Source organism: Litoribaculum gwangyangense (assembly GCF_039543505.1).
Lineage (GTDB): Bacteria > Bacteroidota > Bacteroidia > Flavobacteriales > Flavobacteriaceae > Litoribaculum > Litoribaculum gwangyangense.
The window spans coordinates 415336-436159 of sequence record NZ_BAABJW010000002.1; the positions used below are offsets into that span (position 1 = coordinate 415336).

The window sequence follows — 20824 nt, forward strand, 5'->3', positions numbered from 1 at the left end:
CTCGCATACAAACCCGCAACTATTCTTATACATAACCGTTTTGCTTCATTATAATCAACCAAATCATGTATTGGAACCATTTGATAAAAATAAGCCGAGAGCATTTAACTTACATTGAGAAAGAATTCGAATAGTTTTAATAAACCACAAAATTTTTCAACATGAAAACAAAACTACTTACACTTTTAACTTTTTTTACCCTCCTATCAATAACTTTAACCCATGCGCAAGAAAGCACCTTAGAAAAGGACGTTAGGGAAGTGCTTGATCAATACGGGAGTGCTGTGGGCAGTAAATCATTCTCAAAGATGGCAGACTGCTTCCACGACGATGCGATGATTCTACCGGAGGGGAAACCAATTGTTAAAGGCCGGGAAGAGATCATCGAAAGTTTCAAATGGTTTGAATCCCTTGACTTTGCTGAACAGTTCATCATTGAAGAAATAATCACGGCAGGTGAATATAGTATCGCCAGAACTAGAAATATAGGAAGCTGGAAAGATCCAAAGACGGCTGAAAGTGGAAACTTCGAAGTGAAAGGATTGCTGGTTTTAAAACCCGATCAAAATGGGGATTTAAAGATTTACAGGTATATGTTCAATAATAATGGTGAATAAGTGTACCTGCCATAAATGTATTAGGCTACATTACTAGTTTAAGGTGAAAACGGAATACTATGTAAAGTATGTAATAATCAATTTTAATAATTACGACAGCACAACACCTGCTATAGTTCATTGCTTCTGACTTTCCTTTCGGAAAGTCCTAGCATTTTTGCTATCTTCGGTTTGCGGCGGAAAATCCTCTCGGATTTTCACGCAACGAAACCATAGCCAAACACGTTGTGCTTCATTATGACTAACCGTTAACCAAATGATAAAATTCTTTAGAAAAATTAGACAGAATCTACTTTCAGAAGGAAAAACTGGAAAGTATTTAAAATATGCTCTTGGAGAAATTATTCTTGTGGTTATTGGAATTTTAATCGCATTGCAATTAAATGATTGGAATGATTCTCGAAAACAATTAAAATTAGAAAATGAATACTATTGCAGACTGTTAGATGACGCTAAATTGGATAATGAGCAAATAACTAATTTGTTAGCGTTAGCCGAAAATCGTCTAAAAGCTTCCAATCAATCTGTGAGGTTGTTACTTCAAGATAATGTTATAAAGGCAGAAGTTGGAATGCAAATTTCTCTGGCAACAAAAGCAATCTTTTCGGATTTTGAACCTAATAATTCAGCTTATGAAGATTTAAAATCTGGTGCAAATTTGAATATCATAAGTGATAAATCTATTATCACGGCATTAAGTAGGTATTTCAATAAAGTTAAAGAATTGAAAAGTATAATAATGATTAATGGAAAGCATGCAGTCGATATTTCTTTTTCTCATAATGACTATTTTGCCAATGGATCAATTCAGGCTTCAATAAAAGATGGCAGATTTAAAACTGGTCTTGACCAAGATTTAAAGGAAAAATTAAAAACAATCGAACAGGATCAATTTTCGATAGAAATGAAATCGAGACTTTTAAACGAGTCTTTAGAATATGTTGGAGCAAATACAAGGCAAGTTGAACTCTATTCTCTAATGCTTAAAGAAATTGGTTCTTTAGAAAGTCTTTTGCAATCTAAATGTCAAGTGAATAAATAAAAAAGGGAAGCACAACAATGGCTATAATTAATTGCTTGTTCTCGCCTACTTTGGAAATTCCTGTGCAATTTCCAACTTGGCGCGTACTTGCATAGTAAAGTGCAAACCCACGCAACTATTCAAAGCCGAGACCGGCGAACTTAAAAATCATTCACTTAACAACGTACTCACAAAGCTGTTAAATTCTGTTTTAAATTCGGTAAACTTATCACCCGTAGCAGGTCCGTTAAAGCCCGTATGTATTTTTCTAACGGTGCCAGTTTTATCTATAAAAATGGTAGTTGGGTAAGAGAGTACATGGTTTAGCATGGGCAGTTTTTCATTGGCTTTTACTTTGCTACTACTGCCATATTGCGCCAACAATACGGGGTACGTAATACCCGTGTTTTCTTTTAATCGTTTTATGTTTTTAAATGCGGCTTCTTCAGTTTTTACATATTCAAACGCCAAGGCTATAATTTCCAAATCGGTATTGGGGTTGTTTTTATAATACTCGGCATAAAACTTGGTTTCATCCAAACAATTAGGGCACCAGGTTCCCATAATTTGCACCAAAACCACTTTATTATTAAAGCGGTTTTCACTTAACGATACCATGTTACCGTTTTCATCAGGAAACGAAAAGTCCACCGAATCAAAACCTTCTTTTAAAAAAGTTAAGGTATTCGCATCGGGTAACTCAAAAGCGTCATTACGTTTGGCTACAAAAGGTTCGCTCCAATGGTTTCCAGAAAAGAAGTTTCCAGACATCGTACTATCTGTCACCGTGGCCGTAAATAAAAACGCATGCGAGCCATCAAAAGCCGATACTTGCAATTGGTTACCATTTAAAACGCCTTCCAAAAATCGGTAATCCCCTGTGGTGGTTCTAAACGTGCCTGTAACCATGTTGCCCTTTTGTTTAAAAATACCTTTAGCAACATAGGCATCCTCTTCAACATCTGGACTAAAAATGGTTTCCCAATTTCCTGTTATATCTGTGTTAGACTTATCGGTAACTTCAAAACGGGTATCATTTTTTATAGCTTTAAAAGGCATAACGCGATTTAAATCAGGTTTTACAAAGCTTCCGTTTAATTGATGGTCTTCAATTTTGGCCATTATAAAACTTTCAAAAACGGGCATTTGAATATAAACCGAGTCGTTTTTATATTCAATCTCATTCACATCAATCACTTCTTCCGCATTAAAAATCTGTAATCTATTTTTAGAAAACACTTGAAAATTAAACGGCAAATTCAAGGTATCATTCACCTGTAAACTTGCTCTGTAAATGCCTGTTTCAAGGGCTGCAACGTTTTTTTCTTTTTTACAAGAAACAATCATAAGAATCAATGCTAATAAAAAAATGGGCCTCATAAAAATGCTTTTAAAATATATTAATCGAATTTAGGGCAAGATACTAACAAAAAAGATTTTTAAATAACAATTTGGAACGCATTGTTTGAAAGCTAACGGCATTATTTTATCTTTACCCCCTTAAATAAGACATTGGTACATGAGGATTTCTTACAATTGGTTGAAGCAATTTTTAAAAATAGATTGGACACCAGAACAAACCAGCGAATTACTAACAGATTTAGGATTGGAAGTGGAAGGTATAGAAGCTTACCAATCGGTTAAAGGCGGCTTGGAAGGTGTGGTTGTTGGCGAGGTTTTAACCTGTGTGAAACACCCCAACGCTGATAAATTAAAGCTTACCACAGTAAATATTGGGGCTGAAGTGCCTGTGCAAATTGTTTGTGGTGCCCCGAACGTAGCGGCAGGACAAAAAGTACCCGTGGCCACCATAGGAACCACCTTATATACACCTGAGTTCGAAGCTTGGACCATAAAAAAAGGAAAAATAAGAGGTGAGGAAAGCCACGGTATGATTTGCGCCGAAGATGAACTGGGTTTGGGAACCTCGCACGATGGCATCATGGTTTTGGATGCCGATTTAAAAGTGGGCTCTCTTGTTTCTGATATTTTTGAGGTGGAGAACGACCAAGTTTTTGAAATTGGTTTAACGCCTAATCGTGCCGATGCCATGAGCCATTTGGGAGTTGCCCGCGACGTTAGAGCTGGATTGATACAAAAAGAAATCAACTTAGAATTGATTACCCCATCAGTTAGTGCGTTTCATGTAGATAGCCGCACCTTAAAAATAGATGTGGAGGTTATTAACAAAGAGTTGGCACCACGCTATTGCGGCGTTACCATTTCTGGGGTAAAAGTTAAAGAATCACCCAAATGGTTACAAAACAGACTGAAAGCCATTGGATTAAAACCCATTAATAATATTGTGGATGCTACTAATTATGTTTTACATGAATTAGGGCAACCTTTACATGCCTTTGATGCCGTTAAAATTTCAGGTAACAAAATTGAAGTTAAAACCTTAAAATCAGGCACTAAATTTATCACTTTAGATGGTGTTGAACGGGAATTGCATGAAGATGATTTGATGATTTGTGATGCTGAAAAGCCCATGTGCATTGCTGGTGTTTTTGGTGGTATCCATTCTGGAGTGACCGAAACTACCACGAGTATTTTCTTGGAAAGTGCTTATTTTAATCCTGTGAGTATTCGCAAGTCGGCAAAACGCCACGGTTTGAATACCGATGCTTCTTTCAGATTTGAAAGAGGTATAGACCCAAATATTACCGAATATGCCTTAAAACGTGCGGCCATCTTAATTCAGGATTTGGCAGGCGGTGAGATTACCAGCGATATTATTGACTTGTATCCAAAAAAAATAAAAGACTTTGAGGTTCGTTTGAGTTTTGAGAATGCCAAAAAATTAATAGGTGAAGAAATTCCAAAAGAGACCATAAAACGCATTTTAACCTCTTTGGAAATAAAGGTAAACAATGTTACCGAAGCTGGATTGGGTTTAACCGTTCCTTCATACAGGAATGATGTACAACGTGAAGCGGATATTATTGAAGAAATCTTACGTGTTTATGGGTATAACAACATAGCGACCACGGAAAAACTGAATGCCTCCATATCATCAACTACCAAATTTGAGGATTATAAAATCCAAAATATTGTTGGTAATCAGTTGGCATCACAGGGCTTTTATGAAATCATGTCCAATTCCCTTACCACGCCAAATTATGTGGCATTAAGCGAACAATTAAATGAAGCGCATAACATCACCATGCTCAACCCATTAAGTAATGATTTATCCGTTTTAAGGCAATCTTTGTTATTTTCAGGTCTAGAGGCGTTATCCTTTAATATCAATAGAAAACGAGGGGATTTAAAACTTTTTGAATTTGGAAAAACCTATCATGGTTATGGAGATAAACGCGAAGAATTTAAGCATTTATCTTTATTCACCACTGGAAACCAATGGCAAGATAGTTGGTTGTCTTCTGGCAAGAAAAGTGATTTTTTCTATTTAAAAGGCAGTATTGTTGCCATTTTAGAACGCTTGGGTATTTCACGATATAACGAAGCTCCAACACAAACCGACTTGCTTAGTGAAGGGCTGAGTTTAAGTTTAGGGAAAACAAGATTGGTGGACTTTGGCTTAGTTAAAAAACCCATTTTAAAACATTTTGACATTTCTCAAGAAGTGTTATTTGCAGATTTTGATTGGGATGCCACTTTAGAATTGGTCAAACGTAATAAAATAACCTTCCAATCTATCAATAAATATCCTGAAGTAAAGCGTGATTTTGCATTACTTTTAGATGACCATGTCACATTTGAAGCTATTTATAAAATTGCTAAACAGAGTGAAAAGCAATTGCTTAAAAACGTCAATTTATTTGATGTGTATCAAGGAAAAAATTTGCCAAAAGGCAAAAAAAGTTATGCAGTTAGCTTTACTTTACAAGATGAAAACAAAACCTTAACTGATAAGCAAATAGATAAAATCATGAGTAATTTGCAAAAAAGTTTTGAAAACGAACTTGGTGCAGAATTAAGGTGAAAATAATTAAAATACTAATATTAAGAGCCAGTTCATACTGGCTTTTTTATTTAAAATTTTGTATATTTATAATACTTACTTTTAAATCTTAGTATTATGTCTGAGTCGAATTACATTAAAATCTACACTGGTGATTTCATCATGGTACAACGCATAATTTCTGATTTAGAAAAAATTGATATTTCAGCTATTGTGAAAGAGGAAAATCAATCAGGACTTGATCCCAAAATTTATGGAGGCCAAATGCTTCAAGAAATATATGTTCATAGAGATGAACTCGATAAAGCAGTTTTAATCGTTGAAGAAATTACTTCTGAATTAAAAGATTAATTAAGCTATTACAGCATACATTTTTTCGCGCAATTCTTTAATTTTTTTATCCTGCATATATTCATCAAACGTCGTATAACGGTCTATTACGCCGTTTGGTGTTAGCTCCACTACTCTATTAGCTACGGTTTGCGCAAACTCATGATCGTGAGTAGTGAATAATATGGTACCTTTAAAGTTTTTAAGCGAATTATTAAACGCCGTAATACTTTCTAAATCTAAGTGATTTGTAGGTTCATCTAGCATTAATACATTAGCTCTTACCATCATCATTCTACTTAACATACAGCGTACTTTTTCTCCACCAGAAAGCACATTCGATTTTTTAAGAGCTTCTTCCCCACTAAAAATCATTTTACCTAAGAAACCGCGAATATAAACTTCTTCTCGTTCTTCTTCGGTAGTAGCCCATTGACGTAACCAATCAACTAAACTCAAGTTGTTTTGAAAAAACGCACTGTTATCTAGTGGCAAATACGATTGCGTGGTGGTAACACCCCAAGCAAACTTTCCAGAATCCGCTTTTTCATTGTTATTGATTATTTGATAAAAGGCTGTGGTTGCTCTGGAATCTCTTGAAAACACAACGACTTTATCACCTTTAGCTAAATTTAAATCAATATCCTTAAACAATACTTCTCCATCCAAAGACGCTGATAAACCTTCAATGTTAAGTATTTGATCACCTGCTTCACGTTCACGTTCAAAAATAATAGCAGGATAACGGCGTGATGTTGGTCTGATGTCTTCAATATTAAGTTTTTCAATCATTTTCTTTCTACTAGTTGCCTGTTTACTTTTAGCAACATTGGCAGAAAAACGACGAATAAATTCTTCTAATTCCTTTTTCTTTTCCTCAGCTTTTTTGTTTTGTTGAGCACGTTGACGCGCTGCTAATTGAGACGATTCATACCAAAAAGTATAGTTACCGGAATAGTGGTTTATTTTTCCAAAATCTATATCGGAAATATGGGTGCATACCGCATCTAGAAAATGACGGTCGTGCGAAACCACGATGACACAATTCTCATAATTAGCCAGGAAATTCTCCAACCACGATATGGTTTCATAATCCAAATCGTTAGTAGGCTCATCCATAATTAAAACATCAGGATTTCCAAAAAGAGCTTGTGCTAATAATACGCGTACTTTTTGTTTACCATCCAAGTCTGCCATTAAGGTATAATGATGTTCTTCTTTGATACCTAAATTAGACAACATGGCTGCGGCATCACTATCGGCATTCCAGCCATTCATTTCTTCAAATTCTACTTGTAATTCCCCTATTCTATCGGCATTTTCATCAGAATAATCAGCATAAAGGGCATCCATTTCTGTTTTAATCTTGTATAGGGGTTTATTTCCCATCAAAACAGTTTCCAATACCGTATGTTCATCATATAAATTATGGTTTTGCTCCAAAACTGACATGCGTTTACCAACTTCTAAGTGAACCTGACCAGATGTGGGTTCTTGTTTACCAGAAATGATTTTTAAAAAGGTTGACTTTCCAGAACCATTCGCCCCTATAATACCATAACAATTGCCAGTATTAAAAGTGGTATTTACCTCATCAAACAATATACGTTTGCCAAATTGAACAGAAAGATTAGATACTGATAGCATAACTATAATTTTTTGCAAAAGTAGAAAAATGAATATTAAAAAAGGAACTTATTACGTCTATTTTTAAGTATTTACGGCTTAAAAACGTCCTTTATTATTGGCTAACTTTTAACAACGCCTTAACAACACTTTAAAAATACAAACTCTATTTTTGTTTATAAATTATCATTATTGATTTAAAACTACTCTCGGGAGATTCTTATGAAGCTTTATACTTCTATTATAATTATTATTATAACTTTTTTCGGTTGTAAAAAAGACAACCAAGATCAAGGTAAACCATATGCTTACATTGGTGGAGAAATTATTAACCCCAATACCAATTTTGTAGTTTTATCAAAGGACGAGGTTGTTTTAGACACTGTAAAACTTGATGGTCGAAATAGATTTATTTACAAAATTAATGACTTAGATGAGGGTATTTACACCTTTAGACATGGTGGGGAATACCAAATGGTTTTATTGGAATCAAGAGACAGTATCTTGTTTAGATTAAATACGTTGGATTTTGATGAATCACTTGTCTACACCGGTGTTGGAGATAGAAAGAATAACTATTTGATAAATGACTTTTTAGAGAACGAAAAAGAAGAAAAACACGTTATTAAATTTTGTCAGTTAAACCCTGTTAGCTATGAAAAACACATAGATTCCATTAGAAATAAGAAAGTTGAAATTTTTAATGAGTTTAAAAAGAAGTATTCAACCTCTCCATTATTTGAGAAAATTGCCAAAGCTAACATAGACTATACATATTATTCTAGTAAAGAGGTTTATCCTTTTATACATTTTGGAAAAGATAAAGCAGCCATTTTAAAATCTGTTCCAGATGGTTTTTACGATTACAGAAAAGATATAAATTATAACGATACTTTTTTTAGCCAGTTTTATAACTACAATACGTTTTTAAGACACAATCTTAGTAACATATCTCTAAAAATACATGATGACCATTCGGATAATAATGATTTTAATAGAGGTTCTATATGTTACAATTTAGATAGATTATATCTTATAGATAGCTTAGTTACTAATACATCCATTAAAGATGATTTATTACACTATTTTACGATGATGTATTTATCTAAAAACGAAAATATTGAAAGTAATGAGGCCATCTTGAAATCTTACTTGGGTAAAAGTAAAAATGAGAAAAACAAACAAATGGTTTCTCGCTTCACAAAATCTTTAAATAGTTTAAAAGATGGTGCTACATTACCACAGGTATTTGTTGTGAATTATGAAGGAAAGGAATTTGATATTAATGCATTAATTAAAAGACCAACAGTAATTAGTTTTTGGTCTCACAAATATTATGGCCACTTCAAAGACAGCCATAATAAATTAATTGAATTGAAAGAAAAATATCCTGAAACCAATTTTATCGCTGTCAATATTAATGATTATGACTTGGATAAATCAAAAAAAATATTAGAAACCCATGGTTTTGATTTTAAAAACGAGTACTTATTCAAAAACCCTATAGAAGCTACAGAAATGCTAGCTATATATCCTATGACCAAAACCATCATTATTGATAAAAACAAAAAAATAGTTAAAAGTAACTCAAACATATTTTCCTTAAATTTTGAAGAACAACTGCTAGGGGCAATAAACAGGTGATTTTTATAGTTTGTAATGTTTTATTAAAAGTTGTTCATAAACTTTACTTGGTAGTATTTGCTTTAAAATAATAGAAAATTTTTGCATAAACTCACCTACTTTATAATGAACTTTTGGATTCGGTTTTTTTATAATTTTATAGATAGCTTCAGCCATAATATTGGGATTACTACCATTATCAACATGCGTATTCATCAAATCTAAAGTTTCACTATAAGGTTTTTTATATGGTGAATTTTCAAGCAATGGAGCATGATAGCGCCCTGCTGCTATATTGGTGGCAAAATCACCAGGAGCTACATTCGTCATTTTTATATTGAAATCCTTTAATTCTATTCTAAATGCTTCCGTTAAAAGTTCTAAAGCACCTTTACTTGCACTATAAATTCCACGGTAGGGTAACCCCATGTAACCAGCAATAGATGTGATGTTTATAATTAATCCCGATTGTTGTTTACGCATTTGAGGTAAAACGGCTTTTATAACATTAATGGGGCCAAAAAAGTTAGTCTCAAAATTATTTTTAATTTCCAATTCGGGTATTTCTTCTATAGGCCCAGTTATACCAGCTCCAGCATTATTTATTAAAACATCTAAGCGATTTTCAATTTTGATAACTTCAAAAACCGCTTGGTTGATAGTGTCATTCTTTTTGACATCTAAAGTCAACAATGGAAATTTGCTGTCCTTATAATTTTGCGGATTTCTACTAGTACCATAAACACTGAATCCCTTGGCGGTTAAAAACTCACCAATAGATTTTCCAATACCCGACGATGCACCTGTTATTAAAACAACTTTAGACATTTGATGAAATTTTCACTTTAAAGATAGAAAGATTTACTAAACTATAATGCATAAAAAAAGGCAAGCTACCTACATCACACCGCTACGACCGCTTACCTTTGCTTCGTTCCCGACCTGGAGGATTCAGCAGGAGCTGGTTGTGTAGGACTTGCCGGTTGCAAAGATACAACCTTTTAAAATTTTCACAATGATTTTTTAAACTGATTTTAAATAAATATCTTGCCTTAAATTAATAAGTAACCATGTATCCAAATAAATATCTAACCATCCTATTTTTAATGATTATACTTATTTCTTGTGGCTCGAATTCAGGAAATAAAAAAAATGATTTTTCTATTATTACCAATTCGGAAAAGGGTAATATCGGTGTTGACGAAACCTTAAAACTTTCCATAGAAAACAAAAAAAATCATCCTATTGATTCGGTTTTATATACTTTAAATGGACAAAAAATAAGTAATAATTATTCATTAATTAACTCAAAATTAGGCAAACAAACTATTGAGGCTATTGTATATTTCAACAATGAGAAACAAATTGTTACAACAAATATTACCATATTAAATAATGAAATACCGAAGGTTTATACCTATAATATCATTAATGAATATCCACATGATATCACATCCTATACACAAGGCATTGAGTTTTTGAACGATACCCTTTACGAAAGTACGGGTCAGTATAACGAATCCAAACTTAGAAAAGTTAATTATAAAACGGGTGAGGTTATAAAAAATATTGATTTAGCTAATGAGTATTTTGGTGAAGGGCTTACTATTTTAAATAATAAAGTTTACCAACTCACTTGGAAAGAAGGCACTGGATTTGTTTATGATGTCAATACCTTTGAAAAACTAAACAGTTTTAAATACGGAAATAGTAAAGAGGGCTGGGGTTTATGCAATAATGACCATACCATTTACAAAAGTGATGGCACTGAAAAAATATGGTTATTAAATCCTGAAACTTTAGTGGAAGAAGATTTTATACAGGTATATACCAATAAAGGCAAAATTGTTGGTATTAATGAAATGGAATGGATAGATGGAAATATTTATGCCAATCGTTACCAAAAAGATGGAGTTGCCATTATTAATCCTAAAAACGGAGCTGTTATTGGTGTTATAGATTTTTCTCCTTTAAAAAAACGAGTTACCCAACATGAGGGTTTGGATGTTTTAAATGGCATTGCTTTTAACCCAACAACCAAAAGTATATTTGTTACAGGTAAGCGATGGGACAAACTTTTTGAAGTTGAAATTGTTGAGAAATAATCAACTTAATGCACGGGGCTTTGTGTACAAGGACAATTACTAATACCTTGTAAAAAATCTAATCCAATGGTAACAACGTGGGTTCCTGAATTATAGCCAGATAAATCATTCATGGTCACTTGGTAGGCATATCCAAAATAAAAAATTGATTTTTTGAAGCCTACCATAGGCCCTAAGTTTAATGGTTTTAATAGCTGATCATTAAGAAATCGATAGGATACACCTCCCCAAAAATAATCTTCGTTTCTATTGTATTTTCGGAACTTAAAATTCAAATCGGTACTGGAGCGCTTATCACTGGTAAACATTTGATAAAATATAGAAGGTTCAAATTCCAGACCACTGCTCTTTGGCCCTCTAAAGGTGTAGCCAGAATAAACCTGATAGTTTAAAAGCAAGTTAGGTTCAAAAATCCTTGAAGCGCTATCAAAATCCTTGTCAAGCATATTATTTAAATTTAAGCTTAAAAAATAACCTTTTAATCTAAATAAAGCCCCTATATCAAAATTGTGATTAGTAGTTCGTCTATCATCCGTAACAAAAGGATCGATTGTAGGATTTTCATAGGTGGTATTAAAATTATTAATATCTATTCGAAAGTTATTCATATTATAGGAAATTCCTAAGGATAAATACATTTTGGAATAGTAATCTAAAATAAGATGGTGCGCAAATGAAAATTTAGCACCTGTTTGTATGGTATTACCATTTCTATCGTTGTAAAAAGACAACCCTATACCCGATCTATCAGCAATTCTAAAATCACCATAAAACGATTGATTATCCGGTGCCCCCTTAATACCTACCCATTGAGTTAATCCGTTTGCCCTAAGTTTTAAATTATCGCCTATCCCTGCATATGTTGGTGACACAACAAAATTGTTATCGGCCAAATATTGTGTAAAAACCGGTAGGTTTAACTCTTGTCCGTAGTTTTTTAGCACAAGTATTAAAAACAGATATATAAATATTTTAAATTTTTTCATCATTTAATTGTTTGAGGGTTTACTATCTGTAAAGCGTAAAGTGTCCAACAAAATCACGTCTGTCTATATTATCGTTTAATTTAACAACATACCAATAATCACCTGTAGGTAATTCTTTGCCATTATAGGTTCCGTCCCATTTATCATCAACACCAAGAGTTGCTATTTTACGCCCATATCTATCAAAAATATCAAAGGTCATGTTTCTATATTGTGATGTACATCCGGGACCCCATTCATCCAAATTACTATCACCGTTGGGTGTAAAATAATTGGGGATACACACATCTATATATTCAAAGTATCCAGAAGCTGAAGCAAAACATCCGTAGGCATCTATTACAGTTACTGTATAATTGCCAGACTCATAGATGATAAATGTATCTTGATTTCCATAAGAAACGCCATTCAATGTGTACTCATATGGTTCAGCACCACCTGTTGTTATCGCTTTAATAACGTTCAATTCACTATCATCTAAACCAAGCTGTAGTGGTTCAAATTGTACGATGTCAAAAGGATTGGTTCTTTGAATACAACCACTAGTATGTCTTACATCCACATAGTTCCCAATGCCAGGAGGAACATCTATAAAAGTATTACTAGCTTGATATGGGCCACCGTTTAATGAATAATCTAAATCTACTGGGTTTATAGTATTATTAACTGTAATTGTAACGGTATTTGTTGAAATGTTATTTACGCAATCGTATTCAATAACAGCTATGGGCTCAATTTTAATAAACTCTGGGAATGGAATGTTCCACTCTGTTTCACAGCCTAAGTTATCACGTACATAAACAACGTGATCTCCACCTCCCAATCCATCAAAATCAAAAAATGTTTGGGTGGATGTACCCGTTATATACGTTCCATTTGGGTCATCAATAGCTACACTATAAGGCATTTCGCCCCCAGAAATTTCCACGCTAAAAGCACCATTATTATCACCATCACAATCTTCTGGAACGACTGAACCTGGAACTATAGTTAATGCCACAGGTATTGGATCTTCTATCAAAAAATCAAACAATACGAAACACCCTAATTCATCTTGGGCAATAGCCTGATAATTTCCAGCGGCTAGGTTTTCGAATGTAGAAGTTTCAAAGAATTGATCCATTCGTGGTGAAATGGCATATTTTATAATACCAGTTCCTCCAGAAGCGGTAATTTCTAAGGTACCATTACTTATTCCTGGACAGGTTACATTTGTCGCTACAAAGTTAGCCGTTAAAGGTGAAGCTGGTTCTGTAATAGGAATTTGCGCAGTTGTAGTTAAACAATCACCACTATCCACTCTCACCTGATAGGTTCCAACAGGAAGATTGGTAAATACTCCTGGGCTATCTTGTGTTACTGGTGAAATAGGATTCCCAGCGGTGTCTTCTAATGTATAAATATAACTTCCTAAACCACCTTGAGCTTCAGCCACAATAACTCCTGTGGTATCACCGGCGCAATTTATAGTAGCATTAGTCACATCCAAAACAATGTCCAATGTTGGTAATGGATCTATGGTTATTTCATTAGAAACTGAAGCTATACAGCCATTGGCATCTCTTACATAGTATTGATAAGTTCCTGATGTTACAGGAAAAGTAACTGAAGAACTAAATGATCCTAAAATAGTTGAAAATGATACTGAATTACTATACTCATAAGTTCCTGTGCCTCCACTAGCAATTAAAGTTAATGAAGCATCGGTTAAACATGTTTGTGATGTTTCTTTTACTAAACTCGCTTGAACTTCGGTTGGTTCATTGATAACAATATCTGGAGAATTAAATGAACAATTATAACCATCGGTAACAACAACTTGGTAAGTACCGGCACCAAGATTATTAAATACTGGTGACAATTGAGGGCCCGATGAGCTTGATGTTGGGGAAATTGTATTAAGTGTATAACTATAATTACTTCCTTGTCCACCAGAAACGGCACTTATCGTAATGGACGCATTAGCATCTCCAAAACAAGACAACAACGTGGTATTTGCCGCAACAGTTGCGTTGATTGGATTAGGTATTGTAAGTGTTATATTTTCTGAAGCAATACAACCATTGGCATCTCTAACATTAACCGTATAGGCACCGGCTGATAAGCCAGTAAAAGTTCCATTTGGAGAATAAGCCACTGTTGCTGCTCCCGTTAATTCATACTCATAACTTCCCCAACCACCATTGGCAATCGCAGTGATGGTTCCTGCATTATTGTCACAAGTTACATTTGAAGTTTCAGTAGTAACAAGCGTTAATGGTAAAGAAGGCGATTGAATAATTACAACTCCTGATGTAGCCGAACAAAACGGACTTGCGGTTTCATTAATCACAACAGTATAACTATCAGCCAAAAGACCTGTAAGGGTTATTGGGTTAGTAGAAGTATTCGCTGAAACAACACCAAATACTGAGGTAGATGAACTATCAAAAACCTCGTAAGTATAAGCACCTGAATAACCAGTAACATTCAGTTGAAAAGTTCCATCGTTATCGCCAAAACAGGTTACTGCCGTTGGTGATGATAAAGTTACCGTTGGTAATACAGCGGGTTGTACAAACACATTTACACTTTCTGAACACAATGTTATGGCATCCGTGATAGTTATGGTATATGAACCCGATGGTACGCCAGAAAATACATTTCCAGCTAAACTTATGGATGCTGGATTAGGGCTTATAGTGTAGGTGTAAGAACCAGTTCCTCCAGAACCAGCTACAGTTATTTCTCCATCGTCATCATTACATGTTGCTGTGGTAGTAACCGTTGGTATTAAATCTATTGGAGCAAAAATATCTACCGATACTAAATTACCACATCCATTTGCATCCTGTACTTCAACAGTGTGGGTTCCTGATGCTAAATTTGATATAGTGAATGGTGCCGTTCGCGTTTGAAAGGCGCCACCATCAATACTATAGCTATATGGCCCAACACCTGGAGTAGTTAAATTAACATCAATTGCAAAATTACCTTCGGTTACTGTACATTGATTATTTACAGTTGCATCAATTACTGGTTCAGGATCTGATCCTAAAACGATAGCTGGTGTTGATCTTATACACCCATAAGCATCAATAACATGCACATAATAACTACCAGCATCCATATTGAAAACATTCGCAGAAGCCCATGATGGATCACTAGATAATGGGGGTGTTGCTGAAGTTGTTATTTGATATTGGTATGGTGCGGTTCCATCGCTGGCTATAGCGCTTATTATTCCTGAATTAGGATTACAATTTGCGTTTTTATCAACGTTAGCAGTAATATTTAAGTCAAGGGCTGATTCCGTTATATTAAAAGGAACTGTTATGACGCTACAACCCGCATTGGGTCCTGAAGTTTCTGTAACCAATACGAAATAGTTTCCGAATGGTAAAGGTCCTAAATTGGTAATCGGCAATGAACCTCCTGCGGGCACTACTCCAGAACCATTAATACCCGTTGTTACTAATGATAATGAATCAAATATTTCATAATCAACATTGGTAGCTGAAGCATACACGCTATTAATGGTAAATGTTACATTTCCATCGGCGCTTCCTACACAAGTAATATTATTGGATGTTAGAGCATTAGCTGTTAAGGTTGAACTTGTTGGTATTGGAGCCGTTGCTGTTTCATAATAACTACAACCCGTAGATACGTCATACACAATGAATGTATAAGTTACTCCTGGCAATAAGCCCGTAAATGTGGCTGATTGACTTCCAGCAGTATCTTCAGCAACCCAAGTACCACCCGGTGGTGGCGTTGGAACAAATCCTCTGTATATATCAAAGAAAAAAGGACCAGTACCAACCAATGTGGTGCCTATGCTTACAACAACCTCACCTCCTGTTAAACAATCAGAGGTGGGGTTAATAGTTATATCTAAATCGTTTGGTGGAGATGCCACTAATACATCCTGAACTAGTACCGAACAACCATTAGCATCTACCACATTTATTTGGTACAATCCAAAGTCAACCACATCAAAAGTAGTTGATGTAGTCCCTGAAGTATTCAGTTCTGTTGCAGAATACCCATTGGTTCCTGTTACATAGTAATTATAAGGTGCTGTCCCACCAGTCACACTGTTAACAATTACAGAACCAAATGAAACACCACTGGCAGTACAAGTAATAGGAACTGTACTGTAATTAACATTTATAGGTGTAGGTTCATTGATGGTAATGTTTGCAGTATCTGTACAAGATTTTGAATCGGTTAAGGTAATCGTATAATCACCAGCTGGTAGACCACTAGTTTGTGCGCCATAATCTGTACTTGTTGTATTATTAAATACGTTAATTACAAAAGCAGGTGTCCCAACAGTATTGTTGATTGTAACTTGAATAGCTGCATTGTTATCACCGCTACAGAGTATCGCTTGCGTTTGAATTACCGATGTAATTTCTGGTAATGAAATCACATTAATAGTTTGTACTCCAGATTCGGTGGTACATCCATTGGCATCCGTTATTGAGAATTGATAAGTACCATCGCTAGCTGCACTATGTGCAAAAGATGATCCTACAATTGCTGTTGAACTACCGTATGCACCTCCGTTAAATGATACTTGATAGGTAAATGGCGCAACTCCACTCAATATATTCCCAGTTATGATACCATCAGGTGAAGCTGTACAATCCAAATCTTTAGTTATTACCGTATTCACTGTAACTGGCTGAATTGGATTAATAGTATAAGATTCTGTATAAGTACATTCATTAGCATCTCTAACCTCAAACGTGTAGGTTCCTGGAGCTAATCCAGCAAAAATGTCAGACGTTTGATATGCAGTTGCAGATGGTGAAATAATTCTATATTCCAGAGGGGCTAAACCTCCAGTAGCTGTCAAAGTAACATCAGAAGTTAAAGATGGACATACCACAGGTGTACTGCTAAAACTTAAATCTGTAGGTGGATTTAAGGAATCTATAGTAACAGGAATTGTTAAAGACAAACAGTTACTTGCATCTCTTATCGTTATGGAATAGGTACCATCTGTTAATCCTGAAAAAGTTGTTCCAGATTGAAAAGTAACGCCGTCTATACTATATTCATAAGGTCCTGTTCCACCAGTTACTCCAGAAACCGTTATTACTCCGCTAGTTGTACAAGTATATGGTGTTGTTACTGTTGCTGTTCCACTAATTGGTGGAGCAGCCGTTATCGTTAAAGTTTGAGGCGCAGTAGTACACACATCCGTTCCAAAAGTATATTGAGTCAAAACATCATAATCACCAGCAATTAATCCTGTGAATACTGGTGAATTTGAGAATGTTGCACCATTATCGATACTATACTCTAAAGTATTTCCGTTAGGGTTGGTCACATTAAAGGCTATAGTTCCTGAATTTATATCATCAGCACATAAAATATTAGTTTGAGAAACTGTGAAATCTGGAGCTGGAGTCGCATCAACTACAATAGAAGTTTCAGCAATACAGTTATTAGAATCAACAACAGTAATATTATAAGTTCCTGAGGCTATTACATTAATAATTGGTGATGTTTGAAAGGTTGTTGAGCTATTTACATAATAATAATAAGGAGCCGTACCTCCTACTGGATAAACAGTAATTTCGCCGTCAGTACAAGTTAAAGGTTTTGTAATGGCGGCAGTGGCCTCAAGTATTGGCGGATTAATAATTTCAATATCACCAGTATATATACAACCATCTTCGGTTGAAACATTTACCGTGTAAATTCCGGGATTTAAGTTATTAAATGTATAATCACTTTGTGAAATTGGTCCTACACTGTTAACTAGCGTAGCACCATTGTAAATTGAAAAGAAATATTGGGGGCGCACATCATTTGCTGCCACAACTACACTGCCCAAATCTCCATTACAATAGGGTTGGATTATAATATTTGATACTGTAAAATCTCTATTTCGTATTTGCACATCTGGTACGGTAAAAATACATGGATTCGGTGAAACACCTATTTGTCTAACATACACACTATAAATCCCAGGAGTGCTAACAGAAAACAAGTTACTTGGCTGAAAATTTATGCCATCAATACTAAATTCATAACCACTAGGAACGCCGCCTACCCTTATTTCACCTGGTGTTGAGCAATATATATCTCTTGACGTTACTGTAGGAACTAAAACATTAGTATAAACATTGAAATAAAACTGATTGAAACATCCACCTGTATAGTTTAATGTTAATCTGTATTGTCCCGCAGTATCAATGGTAAAATCTGGACCTGTTGCGACTTGATTCCAAGTACAGGCAGCATCTTCATTCGCACAATCTTGATTAGCCACGGCCGAACAACTTGATTCGTCTAATTTTTCCCAAATAATAGATGTAGTATCGGTAATTCCAGTTTGGATAAACCTAAAGTCATTAGTCCCACATAAATAAAAATTTGGCAATTGTTTTCCATCGTTTGGACAAACAACCACTTCATCGGCGAAAGGAGTTACAGGGTTGTTAACATTACTACCGAAGGTAATAACATTAAACACTTGTGATGTAGATTGACATGGTGCAACAGCCGTATTATTAACATAATAAGTACCTGTGCTATTCACAGTTATCGATTGGGTTGTACCAATTACTGGTGTTCCAGTAGGGCTAGTAGACCAAGAATAAGAATCGTAGCCATCACCAGAGGTTAAAGTAACATTAGCTCCACAAAGCACAACTTCTTCTTCAAAAGAACAATTGAGATCTGCTAAAAAATTGGTTGCTGCTGGTGTTATTAAACACCCTGTATTTGAGCTAAAACTGGGATCATCTGAAATTGCAAAGGTAGCGTTTATCGTACCATTATAAGTTACATAAGCTTGATTACTGATTATGTTTGAACAAGCATCATTTAATAAACTACAAGAAGAAACCACGGTTACTTTAAAACGTATTTCTTGTACTGGATCATTCTGTTCTACAATAGAATTATCTACACTAAAAATAAGCTCCCTAGTGGCGGGATTATAACTCTGAACTGTAACTCCTGGTGGGAGTAAACCCATATCTGCAGGATAATTAAATACGATATTAGTGGGAAGAATATCTCTTATAATTAGATTTCTAGCGTCATCATTTCCGGTATTTTGAAACCCTATAACGTAATTTAACTCATCGCCAAGATCCACCAATTGATTACTAATATCATTTCCGGCAGGATCCTCAACTATTTTAGTTAGCGTTATTTTTGGCTCAATAATTTCTACGGAAAAAGAGGTTACAAAAGCACCATATCCATCACTGTTAGTTGTTAATTTTAAATCTCCAGCTGTAGCATCATTAGGTAAAACCGAGTTTAAAGGATTTGGTATTTTAACATTATTTACATCTAATCCAAGAGTATTTAAACTCGCTGGGTTTCTATTAGTAACATGAACTCCATTTCGAGTAATTGTTGAATTGAAAAAATTATTTGGCTGATTAATAGCATCACTGATTACCGTAAAAGAAGGAGAGGTACTAGCCTTGAATTGAAAAGAATCGCCACCTAAACCAAAATCACCTTCTAACGCAGCTACCGCAATATTGGCATTAACTGGAAGCGGTGCTGGTAACGTTTGAAAACCCGATACAGGTATATCAAGCTGTGCTCCGTTCTGCACTCCAGCATAACCGTCAAATAAGGTTATAAATTTACTGGGTAAAATAGGACTTTCATAAATAACTACCAATGTCCATCCAGCTGAACAGCCTCCTAACCTTATGCCTCTAGTAGCTCTTAGGTTTGCAACTGTATATTCACCATCTGCATCAGGTAAGCTTTGTAATAAATTTGTAACATTCTTGTAGCAAATTATTGGTGAATCTTTAAATGAGTTTTCAACACCTGGCCCATAAAACTCATAGCCATCAAAAATAATATCATCCTCTTCTCCAGGTGGGTCAACATTATTATCTGCTACTAAATCTATAAAACCGCCTGTTGGTAATTTAAACTTTATTTGATTCCAGTCTTCAATTCTTGGTGAGCCTTCAAATTGAACACTTCTATTGGTTGCAATCTCAGTCGGATAAACGGATGCCCAATATAATCCTGCATATAAAATCCTTTTGCAAGAATTATTAATTAACAAATCAGCACTACTTGAACTAAATATGGAAGGATCGCCACCACTAGCAACATTAACATAAACACCTTCATTATTATTATTTATATCGGTTCCGTTATATGGGAGTGGTAAATCTTTAGCAGTAACAATATTATTTCCAATAAACAAAATATCCCCTTTTACTTTAATACTACCACCAGGTAGTCTCGGTGAAAACGGAACAGCAAGTTGAGCAAAAACTCCAGAAGTAGCTAATAAAAATAAAATTGATAAAACAAAAAGGCTTTTGTTTGTTAATGTAATTTTTTTCATAAGCAAGTTATTCATTAAGTTTTACTGATTTGGGACTCACGTAAAATCATTTTCGATTAAAAACAAGTATTCGTAAAAATAATATTACAATTCATTTTTTTTATCTAAAATAAATGTTTTTTAACGGCATAAATATCGTGAATTTATTTCTAACAATCACAAAAGGACATGATAAATTATGCATTTTATCGATGAATAGCAACATTAAATCCGATATTATATGTTTTTTTGAAGTAATAATATTACAAAATGT

The 20824-nt window shown here is 34.6% G+C and carries 11 protein-coding genes and 1 other RNA gene; 6 read left to right on the forward strand and 6 right to left on the reverse strand.

Annotation, left to right across the window (positions count from 1 at the left end; translation table 11 throughout):
* Positions 1-161: 161 nt before the first annotated feature.
* Positions 162-617, forward strand: coding sequence for a YybH family protein (locus tag ABD963_RS07470; protein ID WP_345276332.1), 456 nt, complete (start codon positions 162-164; stop codon positions 615-617).
* A 256-nt stretch (positions 618-873) separates the two neighbouring features.
* Positions 874-1659 (forward strand): DUF6090 family protein, encoded by a 786-nt coding sequence (locus tag ABD963_RS07475; RefSeq protein ID WP_345276333.1) that lies wholly within the window; start codon positions 874-876, stop codon positions 1657-1659.
* Between the two features lie 147 nt (positions 1660-1806).
* Here ABD963_RS07475 and ABD963_RS07480 read toward each other — a convergent pair whose 3' ends face one another.
* The gene (locus tag ABD963_RS07480; protein WP_345276334.1) at positions 1807-3018 is read right to left on the reverse strand and encodes a peroxiredoxin family protein; all 1212 of its coding nucleotides are present in this window, start codon (positions 3016-3018) and stop codon (positions 1807-1809) included.
* Positions 3019-3157: 139 nt separating this feature from the next.
* Here ABD963_RS07480 and pheT point away from each other — a divergent pair, with 139 nt between their 5' ends.
* On the forward strand, positions 3158-5584 hold the full coding sequence (pheT, locus tag ABD963_RS07485) for a phenylalanine--tRNA ligase subunit beta (RefSeq protein ID WP_345276335.1): 2427 nt from the start codon (positions 3158-3160) through the stop codon (positions 5582-5584).
* 96 nt (positions 5585-5680) lie between these two features.
* Positions 5681-5914: a putative signal transducing protein gene (locus ABD963_RS07490; protein ID WP_345276336.1), complete on the forward strand. Its 234-nt coding sequence runs from the start codon at positions 5681-5683 to the stop codon at positions 5912-5914.
* Here the strand turns inward: ABD963_RS07490 and ABD963_RS07495 are convergent, their stop codons facing one another.
* Entirely contained in the window at positions 5915-7540 is a 1626-nt protein-coding gene (locus tag ABD963_RS07495; protein ID WP_345276337.1) for an ABC-F family ATP-binding cassette domain-containing protein, read from the reverse strand.
* Between the two features lie 201 nt (positions 7541-7741).
* Here ABD963_RS07495 and ABD963_RS07500 point away from each other — a divergent pair, with 201 nt between their 5' ends.
* Positions 7742-9163, forward strand: coding sequence for a TlpA family protein disulfide reductase (locus ABD963_RS07500; RefSeq protein WP_345276338.1), 1422 nt, complete (start codon positions 7742-7744; stop codon positions 9161-9163).
* Between the two features lie 3 nt (positions 9164-9166).
* On the opposite strand, the gene ABD963_RS07505 is transcribed toward ABD963_RS07500, so the two are convergent.
* Both ABD963_RS07505 and ffs read right to left on the reverse strand, forming a co-directional pair.
* Positions 9167-9970: an SDR family oxidoreductase gene (locus ABD963_RS07505; RefSeq protein ID WP_345276339.1), complete on the reverse strand. Its 804-nt coding sequence runs from the start codon at positions 9968-9970 to the stop codon at positions 9167-9169.
* A 55-nt stretch (positions 9971-10025) separates the two neighbouring features.
* Positions 10026-10124, reverse strand: an RNA gene (gene ffs / locus ABD963_RS07510) — signal recognition particle sRNA small type.
* A 124-nt stretch (positions 10125-10248) separates the two neighbouring features.
* Between ffs and ABD963_RS07515 the strand changes: the two genes are divergently transcribed.
* Complete coding sequence (locus ABD963_RS07515) at positions 10249-11247, forward strand: glutaminyl-peptide cyclotransferase (protein WP_425562794.1); 999 nt, start codon at positions 10249-10251, stop codon at positions 11245-11247.
* A 5-nt stretch (positions 11248-11252) separates the two neighbouring features.
* On the opposite strand, the gene ABD963_RS07520 is transcribed toward ABD963_RS07515, so the two are convergent.
* Entirely contained in the window at positions 11253-12233 is a 981-nt protein-coding gene (locus tag ABD963_RS07520) for a PorP/SprF family type IX secretion system membrane protein (RefSeq protein ID WP_345276728.1), read from the reverse strand.
* Between the two features lie 22 nt (positions 12234-12255).
* Entirely contained in the window at positions 12256-20571 is an 8316-nt protein-coding gene (locus ABD963_RS07525; protein WP_345276341.1) for a T9SS type B sorting domain-containing protein, read from the reverse strand.
* Positions 20572-20824: the final 253 nt, after the last annotated feature.